Source organism: Peribacillus sp. NPDC096447, assembly GCF_044762725.1.
Lineage (GTDB): Bacteria > Bacillota > Bacilli > Bacillales > DSM-1321 > Peribacillus.
Genome location: NZ_JBIWEV010000005.1, coordinates 179,674 through 201,917 on the forward strand (window position 1 = coordinate 179,674; position 22,244 = coordinate 201,917).

27 protein-coding genes and 1 riboswitch are annotated in these 22,244 nt (G+C 39.4%); of the genes, 18 read left to right on the forward strand and 9 right to left on the reverse strand.

Annotated features, from left to right (window positions below; translation table 11 throughout):
* Positions 1 to 22 precede the first annotated feature (22 nt).
* On the reverse strand, positions 23 to 343 hold the full coding sequence (locus tag ACIQZD_RS18185) for a DUF2680 domain-containing protein (RefSeq protein ID WP_402905121.1): 321 nt from the start codon (positions 341 to 343) through the stop codon (positions 23 to 25).
* A gap of 265 nt (positions 344 to 608) precedes the next feature.
* Between ACIQZD_RS18185 and ACIQZD_RS18190 the strand changes: the two genes are divergently transcribed.
* Positions 609 to 755, forward strand: coding sequence for a lmo0937 family membrane protein (locus tag ACIQZD_RS18190; protein ID WP_106027466.1), 147 nt, complete (start codon positions 609 to 611; stop codon positions 753 to 755).
* 94 nt (positions 756 to 849) lie between these two features.
* On the opposite strand, the gene ACIQZD_RS18195 is transcribed toward ACIQZD_RS18190, so the two are convergent.
* Both ACIQZD_RS18195 and catR read right to left on the reverse strand, forming a co-directional pair.
* Entirely contained in the window at positions 850 to 1,767 is a 918-nt protein-coding gene (locus tag ACIQZD_RS18195) for an NAD(P)/FAD-dependent oxidoreductase (protein ID WP_402905123.1), read from the reverse strand.
* Between the two features lie 140 nt (positions 1,768 to 1,907).
* The gene (gene catR, locus ACIQZD_RS18200) at positions 1,908 to 2,231 is read right to left on the reverse strand and encodes a catDE operon transcriptional regulator CatR (RefSeq protein WP_101225109.1); all 324 of its coding nucleotides are present in this window, start codon (positions 2,229 to 2,231) and stop codon (positions 1,908 to 1,910) included.
* Between the two features lie 263 nt (positions 2,232 to 2,494).
* On the opposite strand from catR, the gene ACIQZD_RS18205 reads away from it, so the two are divergent.
* The 3 genes from ACIQZD_RS18205 to ACIQZD_RS18215 all read left to right on the forward strand — a co-directional run bounded on the left by ACIQZD_RS18205 (position 2,495) and on the right by ACIQZD_RS18215 (position 5,165).
* Positions 2,495 to 3,574: a nitric oxide synthase oxygenase gene (locus ACIQZD_RS18205; protein WP_402905126.1), complete on the forward strand. Its 1,080-nt coding sequence runs from the start codon at positions 2,495 to 2,497 to the stop codon at positions 3,572 to 3,574.
* A 61-nt stretch (positions 3,575 to 3,635) separates the two neighbouring features.
* Complete coding sequence (locus ACIQZD_RS18210) at positions 3,636 to 3,908, forward strand: hypothetical protein (RefSeq protein WP_402905127.1); 273 nt, start codon at positions 3,636 to 3,638, stop codon at positions 3,906 to 3,908.
* A 318-nt stretch (positions 3,909 to 4,226) separates the two neighbouring features.
* Entirely contained in the window at positions 4,227 to 5,165 is a 939-nt protein-coding gene (locus tag ACIQZD_RS18215) for a magnesium transporter CorA family protein (RefSeq protein WP_402905129.1), read from the forward strand.
* Between the two features lie 223 nt (positions 5,166 to 5,388).
* On the opposite strand, the gene ACIQZD_RS18220 is transcribed toward ACIQZD_RS18215, so the two are convergent.
* A complete protein-coding gene (locus ACIQZD_RS18220; protein ID WP_402905131.1) occupies positions 5,389 to 5,580 on the reverse strand; it encodes a hypothetical protein in 192 nt (63 codons plus the stop codon).
* 97 nt (positions 5,581 to 5,677) lie between these two features.
* On the opposite strand from ACIQZD_RS18220, the gene ACIQZD_RS18225 reads away from it, so the two are divergent.
* Positions 5,678 to 5,839 (forward strand): hypothetical protein, encoded by a 162-nt coding sequence (locus ACIQZD_RS18225; RefSeq protein WP_352922855.1) that lies wholly within the window; start codon positions 5,678 to 5,680, stop codon positions 5,837 to 5,839.
* A 126-nt stretch (positions 5,840 to 5,965) separates the two neighbouring features.
* On the opposite strand, the gene ACIQZD_RS18230 is transcribed toward ACIQZD_RS18225, so the two are convergent.
* Positions 5,966 to 6,100, reverse strand: coding sequence for a YuzL family protein (locus tag ACIQZD_RS18230; RefSeq protein ID WP_101225105.1), 135 nt, complete (start codon positions 6,098 to 6,100; stop codon positions 5,966 to 5,968).
* Between the two features lie 98 nt (positions 6,101 to 6,198).
* On the opposite strand from ACIQZD_RS18230, the gene ACIQZD_RS18235 reads away from it, so the two are divergent.
* Complete coding sequence (locus tag ACIQZD_RS18235; RefSeq protein ID WP_137017480.1) at positions 6,199 to 6,450, forward strand: YkuS family protein; 252 nt, start codon at positions 6,199 to 6,201, stop codon at positions 6,448 to 6,450.
* 51 nt (positions 6,451 to 6,501) lie between these two features.
* Here ACIQZD_RS18235 and ACIQZD_RS18240 read toward each other — a convergent pair whose 3' ends face one another.
* On the reverse strand, positions 6,502 to 6,951 hold the full coding sequence (locus tag ACIQZD_RS18240) for an OsmC family protein (RefSeq protein ID WP_402905134.1): 450 nt from the start codon (positions 6,949 to 6,951) through the stop codon (positions 6,502 to 6,504).
* Positions 6,952 to 7,260: 309 nt separating this feature from the next.
* On the opposite strand from ACIQZD_RS18240, the gene ACIQZD_RS18245 reads away from it, so the two are divergent.
* From ACIQZD_RS18245 to ACIQZD_RS18255, 3 genes are read left to right on the forward strand one after another with little or no spacing between them, the layout of a single operon-like run.
* On the forward strand, positions 7,261 to 8,022 hold the full coding sequence (locus ACIQZD_RS18245; RefSeq protein ID WP_402905618.1) for an SDR family oxidoreductase: 762 nt from the start codon (positions 7,261 to 7,263) through the stop codon (positions 8,020 to 8,022).
* A gap of 27 nt (positions 8,023 to 8,049) precedes the next feature.
* On the forward strand, positions 8,050 to 8,553 hold the full coding sequence (locus ACIQZD_RS18250) for a hypothetical protein (RefSeq protein WP_402905136.1): 504 nt from the start codon (positions 8,050 to 8,052) through the stop codon (positions 8,551 to 8,553).
* The gene (locus ACIQZD_RS18255) at positions 8,546 to 9,598 is read left to right on the forward strand and encodes an alpha/beta fold hydrolase (RefSeq protein WP_402905138.1); all 1,053 of its coding nucleotides are present in this window, start codon (positions 8,546 to 8,548) and stop codon (positions 9,596 to 9,598) included. Before ACIQZD_RS18250 ends, ACIQZD_RS18255 begins: the two co-directional genes overlap by 8 nt.
* A gap of 181 nt (positions 9,599 to 9,779) precedes the next feature.
* Here ACIQZD_RS18255 and ACIQZD_RS18260 read toward each other — a convergent pair whose 3' ends face one another.
* Complete coding sequence (locus ACIQZD_RS18260; protein WP_402905140.1) at positions 9,780 to 10,379, reverse strand: nitroreductase family protein; 600 nt, start codon at positions 10,377 to 10,379, stop codon at positions 9,780 to 9,782.
* 245 nt (positions 10,380 to 10,624) lie between these two features.
* Between ACIQZD_RS18260 and ACIQZD_RS18265 the strand changes: the two genes are divergently transcribed.
* The 7 genes from ACIQZD_RS18265 to ACIQZD_RS18295 all read left to right on the forward strand — a co-directional run bounded on the left by ACIQZD_RS18265 (position 10,625) and on the right by ACIQZD_RS18295 (position 16,968).
* Positions 10,625 to 11,602 (forward strand): ring-cleaving dioxygenase, encoded by a 978-nt coding sequence (locus ACIQZD_RS18265; protein ID WP_402905142.1) that lies wholly within the window; start codon positions 10,625 to 10,627, stop codon positions 11,600 to 11,602.
* A gap of 24 nt (positions 11,603 to 11,626) precedes the next feature.
* Positions 11,627 to 12,574, forward strand: coding sequence for a ring-cleaving dioxygenase (locus tag ACIQZD_RS18270; RefSeq protein WP_402905144.1), 948 nt, complete (start codon positions 11,627 to 11,629; stop codon positions 12,572 to 12,574).
* Positions 12,574 to 13,182 (forward strand): alpha/beta hydrolase, encoded by a 609-nt coding sequence (locus tag ACIQZD_RS18275; protein WP_402905620.1) that lies wholly within the window; start codon positions 12,574 to 12,576, stop codon positions 13,180 to 13,182. Before ACIQZD_RS18270 ends, ACIQZD_RS18275 begins: the two co-directional genes overlap by 1 nt.
* Positions 13,183 to 13,199: 17 nt before the next feature.
* Positions 13,200 to 13,808, forward strand: coding sequence for a flavin reductase family protein (locus ACIQZD_RS18280; RefSeq protein ID WP_402905146.1), 609 nt, complete (start codon positions 13,200 to 13,202; stop codon positions 13,806 to 13,808).
* A gap of 225 nt (positions 13,809 to 14,033) precedes the next feature.
* A riboswitch (SAM riboswitch) is annotated at positions 14,034 to 14,136 on the forward strand.
* 83 nt (positions 14,137 to 14,219) lie between these two features.
* A complete protein-coding gene (gene mmuP, locus ACIQZD_RS18285; RefSeq protein WP_402905148.1) occupies positions 14,220 to 15,605 on the forward strand; it encodes an S-methylmethionine permease in 1,386 nt (461 codons plus the stop codon).
* Entirely contained in the window at positions 15,602 to 16,564 is a 963-nt protein-coding gene (gene mmuM / locus ACIQZD_RS18290; RefSeq protein WP_402905150.1) for a homocysteine S-methyltransferase, read from the forward strand. Before mmuP ends, mmuM begins: the two co-directional genes overlap by 4 nt.
* Positions 16,565 to 16,800: 236 nt before the next feature.
* Positions 16,801 to 16,968, forward strand: coding sequence for a hypothetical protein (locus ACIQZD_RS18295; RefSeq protein WP_162878727.1), 168 nt, complete (start codon positions 16,801 to 16,803; stop codon positions 16,966 to 16,968).
* A 417-nt stretch (positions 16,969 to 17,385) separates the two neighbouring features.
* Here ACIQZD_RS18295 and ACIQZD_RS18300 read toward each other — a convergent pair whose 3' ends face one another.
* A complete protein-coding gene (locus ACIQZD_RS18300) occupies positions 17,386 to 17,760 on the reverse strand; it encodes a helix-turn-helix domain-containing protein (protein ID WP_402905152.1) in 375 nt (124 codons plus the stop codon).
* Between the two features lie 229 nt (positions 17,761 to 17,989).
* On the opposite strand from ACIQZD_RS18300, the gene ACIQZD_RS18305 reads away from it, so the two are divergent.
* Positions 17,990 to 18,979: an asparaginase gene (locus tag ACIQZD_RS18305; protein ID WP_402905622.1), complete on the forward strand. Its 990-nt coding sequence runs from the start codon at positions 17,990 to 17,992 to the stop codon at positions 18,977 to 18,979.
* A 23-nt stretch (positions 18,980 to 19,002) separates the two neighbouring features.
* Positions 19,003 to 20,433 carry an aspartate ammonia-lyase gene (aspA, locus tag ACIQZD_RS18310; RefSeq protein ID WP_137017492.1) on the forward strand — a complete coding sequence of 477 codons (1,431 nt, stop codon included), beginning with the start codon at positions 19,003 to 19,005 and terminating at the stop codon, positions 20,431 to 20,433.
* Positions 20,434 to 20,705: 272 nt separating this feature from the next.
* Here aspA and glpT read toward each other — a convergent pair whose 3' ends face one another.
* Positions 20,706 to 22,067 (reverse strand): glycerol-3-phosphate transporter, encoded by a 1,362-nt coding sequence (gene glpT, locus ACIQZD_RS18315; RefSeq protein WP_402905155.1) that lies wholly within the window; start codon positions 22,065 to 22,067, stop codon positions 20,706 to 20,708.
* Between the last annotated feature and the right edge of the window lie 177 nt (positions 22,068 to 22,244).

Here is a 22,244-nt window from a genome sequence, read left to right on the forward strand (position 1 = left end):
TATATAGGCAAAAAACTTACAATTACTTATGCATGTGTCGTGTATGTGGGCGGTGCTGCGGTATTTGGAAATTATGTTCTTCCATCATTTTATAATGTTTTTCAAAATGTGCAACCATTTTATCGGCCTCTTCTTTTGAAAGCGCACCATACTCGACATATTTTTGGATCAATATCTTTTTGTCAGCGAGTATTTGCTTTTGGATCTTGGCGATTTCAGATTTTTGAGCATCAGTGAATTGTACACGTTCCGTTTGTGCTTTATTTTCCTCTGCAGCTGAGTGATTCAGGTTGACTATGAATAGGGAACAGGCTGTTAAACAGATGACTAAAAACTTTTTCATGAATGAACGACTCCTTCTTTTGTTTTTTTGCCTCATGAAGAACTGTAGAACATTTAAAACCTGAAAGTCTCTTCCTTGTAAATGTTTTTCTTTATGGAAGATTCCTTATTTCTTTATTATCATTTACAGCATTTACAGTTTTATGTAAAAAAATAGGTAAGGGTTTGTTAAAGAAAGATATGGGTAATTTAAATGTATGCAAATATTTTAATGTAACTTTTTATTAATAAAAACCCTTAAAGAATGGGAAGAAAGGGGGAGTATCATGATTTGGACGATTATTGGTGTAATAATATTATTATGGGTTCTTGGTTTAGTCTTTAAAGTGGCTGCAGGCTTTATACATATCTTGCTTATCATCGCGGTCATTCTCATTTTGGTTAAAGTTTTTAAGGGAAGGAATCGAATGTAGATGTGTATTGAATGTCTGACGTGGAAAAGCTTATAAATACCAATGTTTTAGGCGGCCTGGTGAACAGGCCGCCTTTTAATTTTCCGTTATGCTGTCAATCGTAAGGAAGTGGCTGGCCTAACAGCCTCTTATGAATCCATATCGCTGCTTGGGTGCCATCCCCCATTGAAATAGTGACTTGTTCTGAATGGGCAACGAGGTCACCGCCTGCCCAGACTCCTTTAATATTCGTTTCTTTAGTCCGGGGATGAATCACGACATGTTTGTTTTCATTGACTTCCACACCTAATTTTAGAGCTAGGTCATTATTTAGTTTGTTCCCTTTAAACGCCGTGAATGCTTTTTCAGCCTCGATTATTTTACCGGAGACTAATTGTATGCCCGTTAGCTGCTGTTTGTCGTCGACATGAACCTCACAAACTTCTTCTTCGATTACGGGAATCTGATTTTTCTTTAATTTTTCCCTATAATCATCATCAATTTTTGATTTCAAATGATTTACGTAAATGATATCTTTTGACCAATATAAAAGTGTAAGGGCCATGCCCGCACCCGTATTTCCGCCTCCAAGAACAACGGTTTGCTTATCCATGATCTCATACCCATCACAGTCAGGGCATATATATGTGGATGTCCCAAGAGTTGGATAGATGTTTTTGATTGGAGGAATGTTATCGGTAATGCCGGTACCGAGAAAAATCATTTTTGCTTGATATTCCCTGTCATTCTTTGTTTGGATAAAAAACTTGTCCTGTTTTTTTTCAAGAGATGTCACTGTATCATCCAAGAATTCGACACCGAATTTTTCAGCGTGCTGTCTGCCAAGCGTCCTTAATTGTTTCCCGCTTACCCCATCCGGCCATCCAAGAATGTTATGGTAAGCCTTGGCAATGGAAGAGCGGCCTTGAGCAGAATCAATGACGATAATATCATGTTTATATCTTCCGAGCTGTATAGCTGCCTGAATACCGGCTATACCTCCACCAATAATAATGCAATCTGCTTGTTTCATGAATTCACCGCCCATAAATTTGGAATAATCCTAGTGTTATTCTATCTGTAAAAAATATACCACTAGTCGCTGGCGCTTAAACAAAAAAGGAGGAAGTCCGCCAGCTGGCGGAGCTTCCTCCTTTTCAGTTAATGCCTGTATCATTGTTCCTGTATTGGTTCGAGCCATTCTTGTGCCCAATTTTGAATTTCGTTCATAACCGGTGCAAGAGCCTTGCCTTTTTCAGTTAAAGAATATTCAATCCTGACCGGTGTCTCTGGATATACGTCCCTTTTAACAATACCTTCAATTTCCAAGTCCTTTAAACGTTCGGAAAGAATCCTGCCGCTTATCGGGAATGCAGATTCAATATTACAAAACCGTTGAGGGCCATTAAGTAATTGATTGACAATCAATCCAGTCCAGCGTTTACTCAAGATTTGCATTCCTTTTTCAAATCGTGGACAAAGTGTCGTATTATTCATCTTATCACCTCATTATTAATATATTATAATGCATTTACCTCATATGTAACAACTTTACCGATAATTATTTAGTTACTAGAGATGTTAAAGTATAAGAAATTTATGAGCTTACTTTAAGTATCATGAAAAGAATTTCGCCTCGTAATTGCCACATTTTTAAAAAAATGCACTTTTAAAAAATGTGTTCTTTAGGGATACCGTGAAAAATATGTTATTTTAATATTGAAGTCAAAGTTTTACAAATGGAAGGGTTCGTGGGAAAGATGAGTGATTTACTGCAAGAGGCCGTATCCTTTATTAGGACAAGTTATCCGGAATTATCGAAAACGGAAGAGGACATGGATGGCAGGATTGAACAAATCAAAAAGGAAATAGATGAAACAGGCAGATATGAACATACATATGAAGAATTGGTTTATGGTGCTAAATTAGCTTGGCGTAATAGCAATCGTTGCATAGGGCGCTTTTTTTGGGAGTCGCTGAGGGTGATTGATAAAAGGATGATTCAAAGCGAAGAAGAAATTGTATCGGCTCTCTTTGAGCATATCGAATATGCAACGAATAATGGGAGCATCAGACCTGTGATTACAATTTTCAAACAAAAAGATCATGATCGAAAAGTGGATATTTGGAATCATCAGCTTATTCGGTATGCAGGGTATGAGACGGAACATGGCGTAGTCGGCGATTCAAGTTCAATAGCATTCACCAAGCAATGTATGGCATTGGGATGGGAAGGGAAATTCGGACGTTTCGATATTTTACCCCTAGTAGTCCAATTGGACGGAAAACCACCTAGTTTACATGATATACCTAAAAGCCTCGTTAAAGAAGTTCAAATCACCCACCCTGAACTGACATGGTTCAAAGAACTTCAAATCAAATGGTATGCAGTTCCAATCATATCTGGCATGAGGCTGGAAATTGGCGGTATTACGTATTCAGCTGCACCATTTAATGGGTGGTACATGGGAACGGAAATCGGTGCCAGGAACCTTGCTGATGAAGAACGCTACAACATGCTACCGGCAATCGGGGAGAGGATGGGCTTGGATATTAAACGTGATTCAAGTTTATGGAAAGATCGAGCCCTTATCGAACTGAATGAAGCAGTCCTTCATTCGTATAAAAAACACGGAGTCAGCATTGTTGATCACCATACAGCAGCTAAACAATTCAAGAAATTCGAAGAAAAAGAAACCACTTGTAACCGGAAAGTTACTGGGGACTGGACCTGGTTAATTCCGCCGGTTTCTCCAGCCACAACCCACGTTTTTCATCAGCCATATAATAATGAAATAATGAAACCTAATTTCTTTTATCAAATTCCTCCATATAAATAAAGGTTTACATTAATTGGCGTTGGGTATATATATAGCAAGCCAATAAATAAGGGGGAAGGTAATGATGGCATTAGGAAGAAACGTGGTATTACTAGGAGTCGGAGTTGCCGGAGTCTCATTTTTATCGAATAAAACGAACAGAGGAAAAGTGAAGGATATATGGTCCAATGCAAAAGCAAAAACAGTAGGCTTTTGGAATAGGACGGCTTCAGAGCTGGATCCTGTAATTGAAAAGGCAGGTCACCCTGATCCATATGATCATGACGACAATAAAATGGTAGATGAAGGCGCCATGTATGGTGTTCACTATTATAATAAGGCTAAACATGGATAAAGTTATCAGACGCTTGGGGAAACCCAAGTGTTTTTTTGTGGTAGTTTTTATTATATTTTTCAAGCGTTAAAAACTGACAATTGCGAATTCAAAACAGGGAACCAAGGTATTAAATTCGTTATTGTGCTTTAAAAGAATAAGGATTAAGATTAAAGAATCGAAAGGAAGTGGATACGAGTGAGCAGCAGTTCTTATGATCCTGAACCCAGAAAGCAAGAGGAAGCCAATATGATGCTAGAAGTCGAGACTGTTATTCTCCCTGAGTATCTACTCGAAGAAGGTAAATAAGGCTTTCTCTATAGAAGAGGAGGTCAAGAAATGATTGAAATCTACAAGACGGATGAAAACCGACACCTAAACAAGATCGAGGAAATGACAAAAGGTTCCTGGGTGAACATTGTCGCGCCCACAGAAGCTGAAATAGATTATATATGCACGACTTTGAAGTTACCGATCAATTTCATGAAAGATCCGTTGGATGATGAGGAAAGGCCTCGAATTGAAAAAGAGGATGATAATGTTTTAATTATTGTCGATTTCCCATATTTGACCAGGGACGAAGCCAACTTACCGATTTTTGAAACAATACCTATAGGGATGATTTTTACCAAAGACTGTTTCATTACGGTATCTTTGAAAGAAACACCGATATTGGCGAATTTCAAAAACAATAAGATAAAAGGATTTTTCACCAATAAGAAAACAAGGTTTGCCTTACAATTACTATTTGAGATTTCATCCTATTATTTACGTTACCTGAAGCAAATCAACAAGATGACTAATGAAGCGGAACGTGAATTGCATCAGTCCATGAAAAATAAAGAATTATACACTTTCCTGGCTTTGGAAAAAAGCTTGGTTTATTTTACGACATCATTAAAATCCAATCGGGTAGTACTTGATAAGATTCTCCGTTTTAATTATTTGAAAATGTATGAAGAAGATAAAGAATTGCTTGAGGATGTAATCATCGAAAATGCTCAGGCAGTTGAAATGGCAGAAGTGTATCTATCCATTCTTAGCGGTATGATGGATGCATTCGCTTCGATCATTTCCAATAATGTCAATAATGCCATGAAGTTTCTAACTTCCGTGACCATTATATTGACGCTGCCGACGATGGTGGCAAGTTTCTACGGAATGAATGTGGAACTGCCATTTGAACATAATCGGTTTGCATTCATATTTACATTATTAATTGCCATAACATTGGCGGGGACGACGGCATTCATTTTTTGGAAGAAAAAATATTTTTAAAATTAACCGGCTTATTAAGCCGGTTTCAGTTTGTAGACAAAAGGGATTTTATCTAAATTTAAAACAAAGTTGATTGGAACGGAAGGTGCGAGACTCCTGCGGGAAAAGCGAGTCCCGGGGAGACCCCGCAGGCGCAAAGGCGCCGAGGAGGCTCCCGGACCGCCCGCGGAAAGCGAGTGCCTGGAGTGGAAATCAACGTCCTAATTGTACAAAGTGGTTTGTTTTATTCCTCAAAAAAATCAGCAAATCCTTCACTGTTAATTCGATTGGAATAAGGGTTCTCATCTTTTACATTCTTTGCATCCAAATTTGTTTTAATCACTAAACGGGGACTCTGTGATGCTTCTCTGATGATACGGTCGTTCAACTCTTTAAAATCCGGTACATTCTTATTGCCGGGTCTGTTTGGTTCCAATTAAACCACCTCCATTAGTATCTTGGCAATAAAGGATGGGGTGTATTCATGAATATTATTAGGATTGGGAAGGATAAGGACTGAGGAGGAGACCAAGATGACCAAATGGAACGAGCAAGCAGCTCGCAATAATAATTTAAGGGCAAGTGATTTAAACCCGGCTGGGGCCGATAAAGCAAAACTGGATCCAAAAACAATTGATGGGGATCGATTGAATGATCTAAAGATCCAACGGGAAATCAGAAAGCAAAATATATAAGGGAAGTCCTGATCGTCAAACTAAAGCAACACAGGGTCATGCAGTGGAAAACGCTTGGCGGATAAACCAAGCGTTTTTTTTTGCGTATCATGAAGACGGAATTCCATGGTTGTTTTAGGATTCTTATCAAGAACGCTTTTGCTTTTTAAGTGAAGAGGGTTGAGTGAAGGACCCGGTTTCTTTCGTAGTGGTACCTTGCCCCTCTACCTGAGAAGACCCTAAACGGGTTTGTGAAGCATCTTTCTTGTTTTTTCCATTCATGTTTATCACCTCGATATTACTTTCCCTTTTTCCTTTGCATCTTATACATATATTGAAGGTGAAAAGGACAGGTTAGAAGGTAGAGGAGGTGTGTGTTGATGTCAAAAATCGGTGTTGAAGAATCATTAACGAATATTCAGGAAGCACTTCGTGAAAAAGGTTTTGATGTTGTGGAGATTAAACAAGAAGCTGACGCAAAAAACGTGGATTGTTGTGTGGTAACAGGTTTGGAAAGTAATGTAATGGGTATAAGCGATACTTCATTAAAAGCGTCTATCATTGAAGCAAATGGTTTAACGGCTGATGAAGTGTGCCGCGAGGTTGAAAATAAAATGAACGCCATTCAATAGTTCAAAAAGTGCCTAAACCGATATAGGGTTAGGCACTTTTTTTGTTCAAGGTTACTGTGCTATGGAAATTGCCGCATTCAATTCCACCGCTACATTCCCTTTGATCGCCCTGGAGATCATACATGAAGCTTCAGCTTTTTCAGCAAGTTTCCTCGCTTTTTCAACCACTTTTTCTGAAGTGCCCGGTACTAATATAAGTTCAGGGCGATGAATGATTTTCTTGTAGGTGAATACACCATTCGTAACATCCACTAACGCTTCCGATTGCATGGTCAAGCTCACCTTTTCTATATGGGCTCGCTCTAACATGGCAGCAAAAGTAATGATATAGCAGGTCGATGCCGCCCCAAGCAGCATTTCATCGGGATTAGTGCCGATCCCTGGTCCCTCCATTTCAGTAGGAATACTTATCTGTGTTAGAAGATTCCCTGAATGAATTGTGCCGATATCATTTCTGCCGCCTGGCCACTCTGCGGTTAAATGAAACTGATGTATCGTCATTTTTTTACCTCCTTACCATTTCTATAGTGTAAACGATTAAACAGGTTAAGTATTCGATTTTGCTCACTCGAGGAGTAATCATACAGCAGTGGGTCAAGTTAAGTTTTCAGTATGCCAATTCAAAGCCGACCTTAGCGGTCGAACGGATAGGCAATATTGATATAAAGGATACTGTTGATGAAACAAAGGCAGAGGCATCAGGCTATTTTAAGCACAATATTGGATAGGCTTTTCTATAATGATATAGACGGTTTTATATAAATAATACTTCATTAAGGAAGGGCTGAAAAGTTGACTACATTGAGAAATATGTTCGATTTGACTAATAAAACGGCTATCATTACCGGCGGCGGCAGAGGACTGGGCAAACAGATCGCCATGGCGTTGGGGGAGGCTGGTGCAAATATAGTCATTGCTTCACGAAATCTTCCTGTATGTAAGGAGGTATGTGATGATTTGCAACTGATGGGTGTTAATGCCGTTGCCTTTGAATGTGATATCACGGATGAAAGTGCCATCGACCATGTCGTCCAGGAAACGGTTGCACAATTTGGCACGATTGATATTCTTGTCAATAATAGCGGTACCTCCTGGTCAGGTCCTCTTTTGGATCTTCCTAAGGATAAGTGGGAAAAAGTATTGAATGTCAATGTTACAGGTACATTCCTGTTTTCACAGGCTGTTGCGAAGGTCATGAAGAAGCAAAATTCCGGAAAAATAATAAATATTGCATCTGTGACGGGTCTTGGCGGGACGTTTCCCGAGTTATTGGATACGATAGCTTATAACACCAGTAAGGGTGCCATCATTACAATGACGAAGGATTTAGGAGTTAAACTTGCTAGATACGGCATCCAAGTCAATGCAATTGCACCTGGATTTTTCCCGACTAAAATCACAAAGGAAATTCTTGGAAAATCCAACTATGACATATTAGGTAAAACTCCGGCTGGCAGGTTTGGCGATGAAAATGATTTAAAGGGAGCTGCCGTATTTTTAGCCTCACAGGCTTCTGACTATATGGTTGGTCATGTTTTGATCATTGACGGTGGGATATCGGCATTAGTGTAAACGGAGGAGAAAGGAAGGAAGAAATATATGGCGGAAAAATCAAATTTTTATAAAGGGCTTAAATTACTAGGCGCACAAAAAGAACAACAGCTTAATGGGAAAATTCAGGATTTGCTAAATAATCGTGAGTTAATAGAAGCAGTAAGCGACAATGCCCAAATGCAGATTCCAAGAATAAATAGAATGCAGGAAGCCTCGGAAAGAATGTCCATCATCATGAATTACCCAACAAAAAAAGATGTGGCGGGAATCGCGAAATTAGTGATCCAGCTCGAAGATAAAATTGATAGGTTAGAAGATTTGCTCTCTACACTTGTTGAGGATAGGGGCGGGAACGTCAGAGGTAATTCTTCAGTTCGCAATAAACGCAATGCTTTTTCATCCCGAAGTAAGAAACAGAAGTCAAATTGGAATTCCATTGAAATGGAAGGGAGTAAAAAAAGGATATCGAATTTCTTAAATGATTCCTTATTGATAAGTTCACAGTTGCCTGAGTTTGATTCTTTTAGACAGGGGAATTCAAATGTCTAAACGGAAAGTGCCGAAAAATCAATCCAAAACCATACCTAAGTGGAAACATTTTTTGGATATTCCAAATCAGCCGATGCCTAAAATGGGACTGACGCCTAAAATATCGGTGTGGAAAAAAAACAAATCATCGCTTTGGTATTATCCGTCGGCACAAAAAAAATATGATGTGCCGGTTTTTCTTATATATTCACTAATCAATACACCTTTGATTCTTGATCTGTCCCCAGGGAATAGTTTAATAGAAGCTTTTGTAAATGAAGGTTTTGATGTATATTTGCTTGATTTTGGAAGTCCAGGTTTTGAAGATGGCGAAATATCGATCGAAGATTATATCGCCGATTATATTCAAAAAGGAGTGCAGCGTGCATTACGCCACTCTGGGGCATCAGAAATTACAGTAATGGGATTTTGCCTCGGCGGTACAATAGCCGCAATATATGCTGCCATTGCAGACGAGCCAATCAAAAATTTGATTCTCTCCGTTACACCGGTAGATTTCAGTGCCTCAGAATTTTTTGATCAGTGGCAGGAAGCATTAAAAGAAGGTACCGCGAATTTCGATGAAACGATTGATATTTATCAAACAATTCCAGCCAGTGCTGTTAAATATGGAATCCGTTTAATTACATCACCTATCTATATATCACCGTATTTATCGTTATTGAATCAAGCGGATGATGAGGAATACGTTAAGAATTGGCGCCGCTTCAATGCGTGGGCCAATGGGCATGTGCCGTTATCCGGCGCAGCTGCCAAACAAATAACCAAAGACCTCTTGATAAAAAATCGCTTAGTTAATGGTGGTTTTAAGGTAAGGGGGAAAAAAGCGAAGCTATCGAAAATTGATGCTAATGTTTTGGTCATTGCAAGTAAGTATGATCGATTGGTCCCACAGGAAATGATTTATCCGGTAATGGAGCATTTAACATGTAAGGATAAGACATATAGCCTACTGAAAAGTGGACATGCTGCTAAACAATATTCCGGTGAACTCCCATATTATTTGAAGGAATGGCTACCAGGGCGTTCTTCACCAATTCAATAGGTTACTGGGGGGAAGTGAAATGTACGTGTTTAACGTCAGTGAGGAAATCAAAATCATGCCGGTTGTAGTATATATAGGCTTTGCTGCATTGTATTTTCAAGATTTTTTGCAACATTTCCGGATTACTAAAGTGAAATAAATGAAAGGGCTGGCTCGGTATGTAGAGCCAGCCCCTATTGTCTCATTGATAATATTTCACTCGTTCTTCAAGTGGTGAGAAGTCTTTATCGCCCGGCTCTGCAGTGGGTTTTCCAAAGGGCATCTGAGCGATGAGTTTCCAATCGCGGGATATATCCCATGTCTTTCTCACTTCGTCATCGATTAAAGGATTATAATGCTGAAGGCTTGCACCAAACCCCTCAATTTCCAAGGAAGTCCATACGACAAATTGTAAAATGGCAGAGGATTGGTTCGACCAAATCGGAAAGTTTTCGGCATACGTTTTGAATTGTTCTTGAAGCCTTGTTATAATGGCCTGGTCTTCAAAGAATAAAACCGTACCATAACCATTTATAAATGACTTCATTTTTTCTTCCGTTTTTTCAAAATCTTTGTCACCGACAGCTTTTCTTAATGTGTTCTTCGTGATATCCCATAATTGGTCGTGGCTTTGACCAGTTAAAACAATCACTCTTGCACTTTGGGAATTGAAAGCGGAAGGGGAATATTGAACGGCATGATCGATAACTTCTTTAATCCTTTTATTAGGGACAACACGTTCCTTGCTAAGGGAATAATAAGAGCGTCTATCTTCAATTGCGCTAAAAAAATCTTTAGCCATATATCATACCTCCATTCATTATACCGACTTATTTTGACCTGATTTTATTATTTTATGAAAAGTGTATAAGGGTGAAATTATTTGAATGAAAATGGTTGACAAATTTACCGCTGTCATTTATCTTTAAATCAAGATATTTGTATTAAAAGTATTATATGTTCGGTTAAATACCTTGAATTCGAGATATTATTTACGGATTAATTCATCTCCGTAAGGGGAGATTTATAAAGATAGGAGTGGTAAGGATGGAATTAAAAGGATTACATCATGTTTCGGCCATTACAGCTAAAGCGGGAAATAACTTTGATTTCTACACAAAAGTCTTAGGAATGCGATTAATCAAAAAAACGGTGAATCAAGATGATGTTCGTGTGTATCACTTATTTTATGGAGATCAAATCGGTTCTCCGGGTACGGAATTGACGTTTTTTGAAATTCCCAATGCTGCCCGCACTCATGAGGGAAACAATAGCATTTCAGAAATTTCTTTAAGGGTGAGAGATGATGAAGCTCTAGGATATTGGAAAAAACGGTTTGTGGAATTCAATGTTGAGCATGATGAAATATCGAGCCGTTTTGAAAGGAAGGTGCTTTCTTTTAAAGATCCTGAAGGGCAGAGGCTACTTCTGGTTTCCGATCAGGATAATAACGGCGTTCAAGGAGGATCACCATGGGATGGAAGCCCGGTACCGAAAGAGTTTTCCATCCTTGGATTAGGACCGGTAAAACTTACTGTACCTAATATTGAACAAACAGAAAGTGTTCTTTCCGAGGTATTGGGGTTCAGGAAATCAGGCACATATCCATCTTCAATTAGGGGGCAAAATCCAATTGTCGTTTACGAGACAGGTGAGGGAGGAACAGGAGCGGAACTTCATATTGAAGAAAGGAATGACATTCCTCGGGAAAGGTTGGGGAGGGGTGGAGTACATCATGTTGCCTTTCGGGTTGATAATGAAGAAGAGCTGAGAAAATGGATAGAAAAAATTAGTGAATCAAAATTCGTGAACTCTGGATATGTGGACCGCTTTTATTTTCGTTCACTTTATTTTAGGGAGCCGAATGGCATATTATTTGAACTAGCTACTGATGGACCTGGTTTTGCAGTGGATGAAGCAGAGCAGCACCTAGGTGAGAACCTTGCCCTGCCGCCATTTTTAGAATCAAAAAGAAAGGATATTGAATCGAATTTAAAACCACTGAATACAAAATCAACAAATTAATCAACGGGAAAGGAAGTAATCGGCATGCAAAAGCAAAATGCAGGAATACATCATATAACCGCAATTGTAGGCAATCCTCAAGAGAATGTGGATTTTTATGCTGGAGTGCTGGGGATGCGTATGGTGAAGAAAACCGTTAATTTTGATGATCCAGGCACCTATCATTTATATTTCGGAGATGATTCAGGTTCACCGGGCACTATCATTACTTTCTTTCCTTGGCCTGGGGCATACCGAGGGACAATTGGCTCCGGACAAGTGGGGATTACAACATATGCCGTTCCGGAAGGTTCAATGGGCTTCTGGGAAACGCGCTTGGGTAAATTTAATATCGACTTTGAAAAGATCTCACGCTTCGGCGAGGATTATCTGGGATTTCAGGACCCACATGGTTTGCAACTTGAACTGGTTGAGCGTAAAGAAGGTAAAAATAGCGAGTGGTCATTCGGCGGTGTACCAGCTGAAAAGGCGATCAAGGGATTCGGCGGTGCTGTATTATTGACGTCGAAACCGATAAAAACGATGGAACTATTAGAGGAAGTGATGGGGTTGCAAAAGATGGGGGAAGAGGGCGATTTCATCCGCTTTAAATCCACATCGGACATCGGAAATTTGATAGATGTTAAAAAAACGGTTTTGCCAAATGGGAAAATCGGAGTGGGAACTGTCCATCATCTTGCATGGCGTGCAAGCGATAATGAAGATCATAAAGAATGGAGGGAGCATATCGCAAACCATGGCTATGGCGTGACCCCCTTTAAAGACCGTCAATACTTCGATGCCATTTATTTCAGGGAAGATGGAGGCATACTCTTTGAAGTTGCCACAGATCCACCTGGCTTTGCTCATGATGAAACGAAGGAAAAGATGGGTAGTAAATTAATGCTGCCGCCATGGCTTGAAGAAAAAAGGGAAATCATGGAGAAAACGTTACTGCCGGCAGTGCCGAGGGTACTAGAGGAGGATAAATGATGAAGCATATTTTTCAAAAAGGAAGTAATCCAGATGCACCGTTGCTTTTGCTTTTACATGGCACTGGAGGAACGGAAACGGATCTTTTGCCATTATCGGAAATGGTTTCACCGGGATCATCCGTACTCAGCGTACGGGGAAATGTACTTGAAAACGGAATGCCCCGTTATTTCCGCCGGCTGGCTGAAGGAGTTTTTGATGAAGAAGATTTGATTTTCCGTACGAAGGAGCTTTATGACTTCTTGGAATCAGCGTCCGGACAATATGACTTCGATCGTGACAGAGTGGTGGCATTAGGTTATTCTAATGGTGCAAACATAGCAGCAAGTTTGATGTTCCATTTCGAAGGGGCTTTAAAAGGAGCGATTCTTCATCATCCAATGGTGCCTAGACGCGGGATTGCTTTGCCGTCCCTATCGGATATACCTGTATTCATTGCTGCAGGTAAAAACGATCCGATTTGCCCGGCAGCAGAAACTGATGAACTTAATCAACTTTTACTGCAAGCTGGTGCTGCGGTGGATGTTCACTGGGAAAATTACGGTCATCAGTTAACACGTTCAGAGGTTGATGCAGCAAGTTCATGGTTTCAAAAGAACTTTTTATAAGAATGAGAGGGATGAAGATGATTTCAGTTAATCCTGAAAGTCTTACTGAACGGGAAAATTATAAGTTTTTGACTGGAAGCATCATACCGAGACCAATAGCCCTGGTTACGACACAATCCGAAACCGGTACAATCAATATAGCGCCGTTCAGTTTTTTTAACATAGTCAGTTCCAATCCTCCGATGATTTCCATTTCTGTTCAACGGAAAGAAGGAGTTTCAAAGGACACGGCCCGAAATGCAATTCAAACAGGTGAATTCGTTGTTCATATCACTGATGAAGATAATGTTGCTGATGCAAATCGAACGGCCAAGGAACTTCCGTCTGACGAAAGTGAATTGGGTCTTACCAATTTCACTCAGGCGGTTAGTGATAAGGTATCGGTACCAGGATTGCAAGAAGCGAAGGTACGCTTTGAATGTATATTAGAGCATGCGATACCATTGGCAGGCTCCAAGAATAAACCTGGTTGTGATTTATTGATAGGGAAAATAGTCTGCTATCATATAGAGCAGGATATTTACCATAATGGCCGAATTGACCAGAATGGGCTAAAACCTGTAGCAAGATTAGCGGGTCATACTTATACAAAACTAGGGGAATTATTTGAAATTGAACGACCTTAAGGAATAAGAAAGAAAAATGGCGTCATCTTTTAAGGTGTCGTCATTTTTTTAAATTATTCCCGGTTAGCATTATCTGCAATTCTAATACTGTAAGCGACTGTTCCAAAAACAAGTTCATATCTATGCCAAAGATCGATGATCGTTTGGACTTTAAAGGAAGTCTTTACAAACCGAAACAAAACTTGACAATTTATTCATAGATTGATAAAGTTATAAAAAAATAATTTCTTATCCAGAGAGGTGGAGGGACTGGCCCTATGAAACCTCAGCAACAGGTCTGCAATGACACTGTGCTAATTCCAGGGGGTGAAACCTTGATAGATAAGACCGTACGTGTTTATTTGTCAGTAACGCACTCTTTTTTAGAGTGCGTTTTCGTTTTTTCTGGATGCAAGATAAAGGAGAGTAAGAATGGAGAACAAAAGGAAGCATGATTTTCAAAGGGAAATGCAGGCAAGGCATATAATAATGCTATCGCTTGGCGGGGTGATTGGAACAGGTTTATTCTTAAGTTCGGGTTATACGATTCAACAGGCTGGCCCATTCGGCACCATCCTTTCGTATCTGATTGGGGCATTAGTGGTTTATCTAGTCATGCTATGTCTAGGTGAACTGGCAGTACATATGCCCGAGACAGGTGCGTTTCATAGCTACTCAGCTAAATACATAGGTCCTGGGACAGGGTATACAGTAGCTTGGTTGTATTGGCTAACTTGGACTGTTGCACTAGGTTCGGAATTCACGGCTGCAGGTTTGTTGATGCAGAGATGGTTTCCATCAATCAATGTCTGGATATGGAGTGCACTATTTGCCATATTGGTCTTGGCATTAAATGCGTGGACCGTTAAATTTTTCGCTGAATCCGAATTCTGGTTTGCGTCTATAAAGGTATTTGCCATTGTGATTTTTATTATTTTGGGAGCAGCAGCAATGCTAGGTTTCATTCCAATAATTCATTCACAATCCGCTCCGTTCTCCAATTTTACAAGTGAAGGTTTATTTCCGAATGGTGCTTTTGCCATTATAATGACGATGCTTGCGGTGAATTTCGCATTCTCTGGAACTGAATTAATCGGAATTGCAGCTGGAGAGACTGTGAATCCAGAAAAAACGATACCAAAGGCAATCCGTATGACATTATGGAGATTGATTATCTTTTTTGTAGGAACCATCGTTGTATTATCCGCATTATTGCCTATTTCGGATGCAAGCGTATTAGAAAGCCCCTTTGTGGCAGTTCTTGAACGGATTGGTGTGCCATATGCAGCGGATATTATGAACTTTGTTATATTAACTGCCATTTTGTCTGCTGCAAACTCAGGATTGTATGCATCATCCAGAATGCTTTGGTCACTTGCAGATAAGGAAACTATATCACCAATATTTGCAAAATTGACAAAACGGGGAGTTCCGATAAATGCAGTCCTATTCAGTATGTTGGGCGGCTGTTTAGCCCTGTTCTCGAGTATTATTGCACCGGATACTGTTTACATAGTGCTTGTATCCATTTCTGGACTAGCCGTGGTTGTAGTTTGGATGAGTATTAGCGTGTCACAGTTTCTATTTCGCAGACGATATATAAAAGAAGGAAATTCAGTAAATGACTTGGCTTATCGAACGCCATTATATCCACTCGTACCAATCGTTTCTTTTATGCTATGCCTGGCTTCTTGCATAGGCATTGCATTTGATCCTACACAACGAATTGCACTATATTGTGGCATTCCATTTATTTTGTTTTGCTATGGAAGTTATTATATGACACAAAACCATAAAGAAAAGAGGAGTAGATCATGAACAATAAAACTAACCCTATTGACGCTATTTTACGAGATCATTCAGTCATGATTTTGGACGGAGCTTTAGCTACAGAGCTAGAGGGGCATGGATGTGATTTGGACGACCCGCTCTGGTCTGCACGTGTATTACTTGAAAATCCAGAAGTGATTTATCAAGTGCATTCTGACTATTTTCGTGCTGGAGCGGACTGTGCGATTACGGCTAGCTACCAAGCCACTGTTGAAGGTTTCGCCCTCCGCGGAATACAAGAAAAAGAGGCTTTGGAGCTAATCCGGAAAACGGTTTTACTCGCAAGAAAAGCAAGAGATGATTTTTGGAAGGAAGAAAATCAAACGCTTAGGCCTAAGCCATTGGTTGCTGCATCTGTTGGCCCTTATGGGGCTTATCTTGCGGATGGTTCAGAGTATGTAGGAAACTATGGTGTTTCGGATGAAACTTTAACGGCTTTTCATCGCTCACGAATATCAGCGTTGATTGAAGCAGGAGCTGACCTTTTAGCTTTTGAAACGATTCCTTCCCTGCAAGAAGCAAAAGTATTATATTCATTATTGAAGGATTATCCAGAAGTGTATGCTTGGCTGTCCTTTTCATTGAAAAATGAAAAAGCGATAAGTGACGGTACATTACTCGAGGAGTGTACAAGATTGTTTGGGGACAGTGAGCAAATTGCAGCAATCGGCATCAACTGTGCGCCAGTATCATGTATCACGGAAGCCATCCAGGTATTGCGTGCAAACACGGATAAACCAATCATTGTTTATCCGAATTCAGGTGAAACATATAATCCAGAAACTAAAACATGGCATGGTCAAGAATCATGTAACAGGCTCGACCTGAAATCTGAAGAATGGCACCATGAAGGGGCGCGTTTAATTGGAGGGTGCTGCAGAACGGCACCACATCATATTGAAGACATTTCAAGAAAGTGGCGACCTTCCGTGGTGGTATCCTCCTAGCCTTTGTACTGTTATAAGGTATGTAGGTAGCAAATAGACCCTAACTAAAAGGAACAGGAAGCGTCATAATCAGGCGGTTCCTGTTCTTTTTGAGCTCATTATTCAAACTCGAGTTATCTTATCTCTTAGGCTGAAAAAGAAACCGCTGCAAAAACAGTAATAGGAGAAATTAAATCATAATATTTGTTTGCTTGGGAAAACTAAAAAAACAATGAATAGAAAGGAGAGAAATGAGTATGAGCCGTGGTAAAAATTTTAATCACAAAGAAAAAGGCCATCCAGGAAATTTACCTAATAATAGAATTAGCGAAGAGAAGGAACACAGCCGGCAGTATGAACAAATCGAGGATATTGTCACACATGAAGCTTTTAAAAATCGGGAAAAAGAAGACGAGATGCCTTAATATATTGATATTTCATGTATATATGGGGGGGGAAAACCATGAGCTTTTGCTATGGTTTTTTCTTTCATTACTAATAAATCAAGAGGGGAACAGATATTTATCATACCTTGTTGGAAAAGGAAGTAAGCTAAATAATAAGCCGACTTTCTTCTATATAAATAATAAAACTTAAATTTTTCAGCTCGGGGCATCATTAGTCTCAAGTCACTAAGACGGGTTAGTAAGTATAATCTGCATTGTCATCCAGAAATAATTAAGGGTAACGTCTAAAAAGGGCGAAATTAATTTATCAGAACCGACTTATCCTAACTGGTTATAACCCTGGAATTTTTACAGCTTTAGATATAAATCTGCCAGGTATAAGAACCTGATGAAGTACGGTTCGTTCCCCATATACAAGTCTTGATCCAATTTCTGCTATGTTTCATTTTGTTTATCGCGATTTATTTCCACTTCTCGTTTTGCTCTAATAAAAGCGATGAATTGAATCGTCTCCTCTTCAGAAAGAGAGATTCCATCAACAACAAGCTCCATATTTGGTAAATCCGTTAATTCCATGACTTGAGGTGATTCTGTGGTAAGATCTTTAGCTGGATGATCTACTCGACCTAGAATGTAATCAGTGGATGTATCATATAGGCCTGCCAATAAATTAATCGTTTCTAATGAAGGGCGGCGGTGGCCCGATTCGTAACCTGCATAGGTACTCTTGGCGATTCCAAGTCTGTCAGCGGTATATTGCAAAGACCATCTTTTGGCCTTCCTTAATGTAGTCAATCTATTTAAAATCATTCTTATTACTCTCCTTTTATATAAATCCATTATAACATTAAACTGAAATAAGTGTACGCGTAATGAATAATTTTAGCTTGATTTCACTATGAAACATGACTATAATAACATGTGGTGTACGCGAAACATGTACATTTGCAGCGAAACATCCTTTTCTGAAATGATAAGAATGATTGTAAAACAGGGAGGCTATATAGGGGGTAGTAAATTGGAGAAGTTGAAGTCAAAAATCAAGAAGTTGATGTTGATTACTACAGGTGGTACAATTGCATCGTTAGAAGGAAAAAATGGACTGGTTCCAGAGATGAAAGCTGACGAAATTTTAGGTCACCTACCGGGATTGGATTTACTATGCAAGATTGATAGTAAGCCTTTGATGAATATTGATAGTACAAATATGCAGCCGGAAGATTGGACAGAAATGGCACAATCCATCCATGAGCACTACCATGATTACGATGGCTTTGTGATTACCCATGGAACAGATACAATGGCTTACACTTCAGCTGCGCTCTCATATATGTTACAAGATTTAGGGAAACCAATCGTCATTACAGGTTCTCAGGTCCCAATTGCCTTTAAAAAGACAGATGCCAAAAGAAATATCTCTGATGCGATCCGGTTTGCTTGTGAAGATATTGGCGGAGTATATGTTGTTTTTGATGGTAGAGTCATCCAGGGTACGAGGGCCATTAAATTGAGAACGAAAAGCTATGATTCGTTTGAAAGTATTAACTATCCTTATATTGCTACCATACTCAAAGATAAAATTGAGTATCTAAAGCCAGTTCATTCACCAAAGAATAAGGAAGCTAAGTTAGATGCTTCCCTATGTACTGATGTTGCTTTGGTCAAGCTGCATCCCGGTATTAAGCCTGAATTCTTCGATTTCCTGAAAAATCAATGTCGGGGAATCGTAATTGAAAGTTATGGAAGCGGTGGTATTCCCTTTCAAGGAAGAAATATTTTAGAGAAATTGAATGAGTTAGTACAATGTGGAATATCCGTAGTCATTACTACCCAATGTTTAGAAGAAGGGGAAGATATGGATATTTACGAAGTGGGACGAAAAGTGAACAAGAATGTCATCATTCGTTCGAGAAATATGAATACAGAAGCCATCATTCCTAAGTTGATGTGGATTTTAGCCAAGACACGGGATCCTAAAAAAGTGAAGGAAATGATGGAAACACCGATTGCAGAGGACATCACATTCTAGAACAAACAAAGGGGCAAGAGGAAATGTTGATAGAAGAGAGAACATACCGAATCGAGAAAGACTTTCTTGGGGAAAAGGAAATTCCGGCAGATGTTTATTATGGAATACAAACTCTACGCGCAGTAGAAAATTTTCCGATTACCGGTTACAAAGTCAATGAAGAAATGATTCGTGCACTAGCGATGATTAAAAAAGCGGCCGCTTTAGCAAATATGGATACCAAACGGTTATATGATGGTATTGGAAGCGCTATCGTCAAAGCTTCTGAAGAAGTGATTGATGGAAAGTGGCATGAATATTTCATCGTTGACCCAATTCAAGGCGGCGCGGGGACATCAATGAATATGAACATTAATGAAATCGTTGCCAACCGTGCGTTAGAACTTATGGGACACAATAAAGGTGATTATGTACATGTTAGTCCAAATAGCCATGTTAACATGTCGCAATCAACCAATGACGTATTCCCTACTGCCATTCATTTATCAACACTACGGCTTTTAGAGCAATTGTTGCAAACGATGACCAAGATGAGTACGGTCTTAAAGAATAAAGCAAAACAATTTGATCATGTTATCAAAATGGGACGCACACATCTTCAGGACGCAGTGCCAATTCGCCTCGGTCAAGAATTTGAGGCTTACAGTCGTGTGTTGGATCGCGATATAAAACGAATCAGTCAATCACGTCAACATTTATATGAAGTGAATATGGGAGCAACAGCAGTGGGAACGGGATTGAACGCAGATCCGCGTTACATTGAAAATGTTGTTACATATTTAGCTGAGATCAGTAACTTGCCGCTTGTAGGAGCAGAACATTTAGTAGATGCAACTCAAAATACGGATGCTTATACTGAAGTGTCAGCTTCATTGAAAGTATGTATGATGAATATGTCTAAAATTGCAAATGATTTACGTTTGATGGCTTCAGGACCAAGAGCGGGATTAGGGGAAATCACACTTCCAGCTCGTCAACCAGGTTCATCCATCATGCCAGGAAAAGTAAATCCAGTAATGCCAGAATTGATTAACCAAGTCGCTTTCCAAGTGATCGGGAACGATAATACGATTTGCTTAGCATCAGAAGCAGGACAACTAGAATTGAATGTAATGGAGCCTGTGCTTGTATTCAACTTATTGCAGTCAATCAGCATTATGAACAATGCTTTCAATGTCTTTACAGATTATTGTTTAGAAGGCATTGAAGCAAATGAGCAACATTTAAAAGATTATGTCGAACAAAGTGTTGGAGTGATTACAGCAGTCAATCCGCACCTTGGATACGAAGTGGTTTCACGTATTGCGCGGGAAGCGATATTAAAAGGCAAATCAGTTCGCGAACTTTGTTTACAATATGATGTACTGACAGAGGAAGAATTGGATCTGATTCTAAATCCTTATGAGATGACAAAGCCCGGCATAGCGGGAGCTTCCCTTTTTGATCGGCAATAACCAGTATATTAGTAGAAAGCATTAATCTATCTGATTTTTGATATAATGACTATGCCTTTAGAACCGTTGGTTTTAAGGCATAGTCATTAATAATATACATATGAAATGTTACCCGACAGTTTGTCAACTTCTTGCGGGTATTAAAAACTGAATATTCGGTTATTTTTGATCGTCGATCTAATCTTGTAAGCATTTAACTATTCATAAAAAACCCATCTCCCTTAGAATATCTAAGGGGGATGGGGAAGTTTTAGCTCAATAATATGCCTGTATTAGCCCTTTACAACTTCCTGTCCACGAACATTCCATGTAAACGCAAATACCACTACTGCCAGAACACAAGAAATTGTTATTAAAGTAAACCCTGCATTCCAGCCTGCAAAGTCAACTACATATCCCATAATAGCATTAGCCGCTACAGATCCACCTAAATAACCAAATAAGCCAGTCAGTCCTGCTGCAGTGCCTGCAGCTTTTTTAGGAACTAAATCCAGTGCTTGCAGACCTATTAACATTACAGGTCCATAAATTAAGAACCCAATCGCAATTAGGGAAATAATATCGATCATTGGGTTGCCTGCAGGGTTAAACCAGTATACAAGGACTGCGATTAATACTCCTAGCATAAAGACAACCCCCGCCGGTCCACGACGTCCTTTAAAAACCTTATCCGAGATATAACCGCATAATAAAGTTCCCGGAATGCCTGCCCATTCGTATAAGAAATAAGCCGTACTGGACTCGTCCATGTTAAAGCCTTTTTCTTCGCTTAAATAGGTTGGTGCCCAATCAAGTACCCCATAACGGACGAAATAAACAAAGATGTTTGCAATCGCAATCGCCCAGACCCATTTATTATTCAATACATATTTAAATAATATCTCTTTTGTAGTCAATTCTGTTTCAAACGTTTTTTTCATTTTATTTGGAAAATCATTACGATACTCTTCAATCGGTGGTAATCCAACTGATTGTGGTGTATCACGTATTAAGAAAAATGAAATGATTGCTATTAATATGGCAACTAGAGCAGGTAGTATAAAAATCCCTTCATAACCTGCATATGAAGGACCCATTATTGTTGCAAAGATGGAGACACCTGCAATCGCCAATGGTGCCATTAAGCCACCACCCACGTTGTGGGCAACATTCCATATTGCCGTTTTCCCTCCTCTTTCACTCACACTGAACCAGTGAACGAGCACTCTGCCTGATGGAGGCCAGCCCATTCCTTGAAACCATCCATTAATGAATAACATGATAAACATAATCGTAACGGATGATGTGAAAAATGGAACAAGACCCATAAGTAAGCTGACGATTCCAGCAAGTATCAAACCTACTGGCAAGAAATACCTTGCATTGCTTCGGTCTGACACAGTTCCCATTACAAACTTACTTATCCCATATGAAATCGAAATGGCTGATAATGCAAGACCCAGCTCTCCAGTTGAAAAGCCTTCCTCCTTTAAATATGGCATTGCCATGGAAAAGTTTTTACGAATTAGATAATACGCTGCATAACCAATGAAGATACCGATGAAAACTTGTAATCTTAGTTTCTTATATTCAGAATCAATTTTTCCTTCAGGTAATCTTTCAACCGGTAGAGCTGGCTTAAAAAATTTGAGCATCCAATTCCTCCTTAATATGATATTTTTGAGCCTAATTAAGTAAAGTATTGATGATGACACATAAAAAAACTCATACCAAAATAGCAACCCTTTATGTTTAAAAGGTCCTATTAAAGCATGAGTCTCCAAATCTCCACCATCGTTAACTTGTAATAATTATACTATCTTCATAAGAAA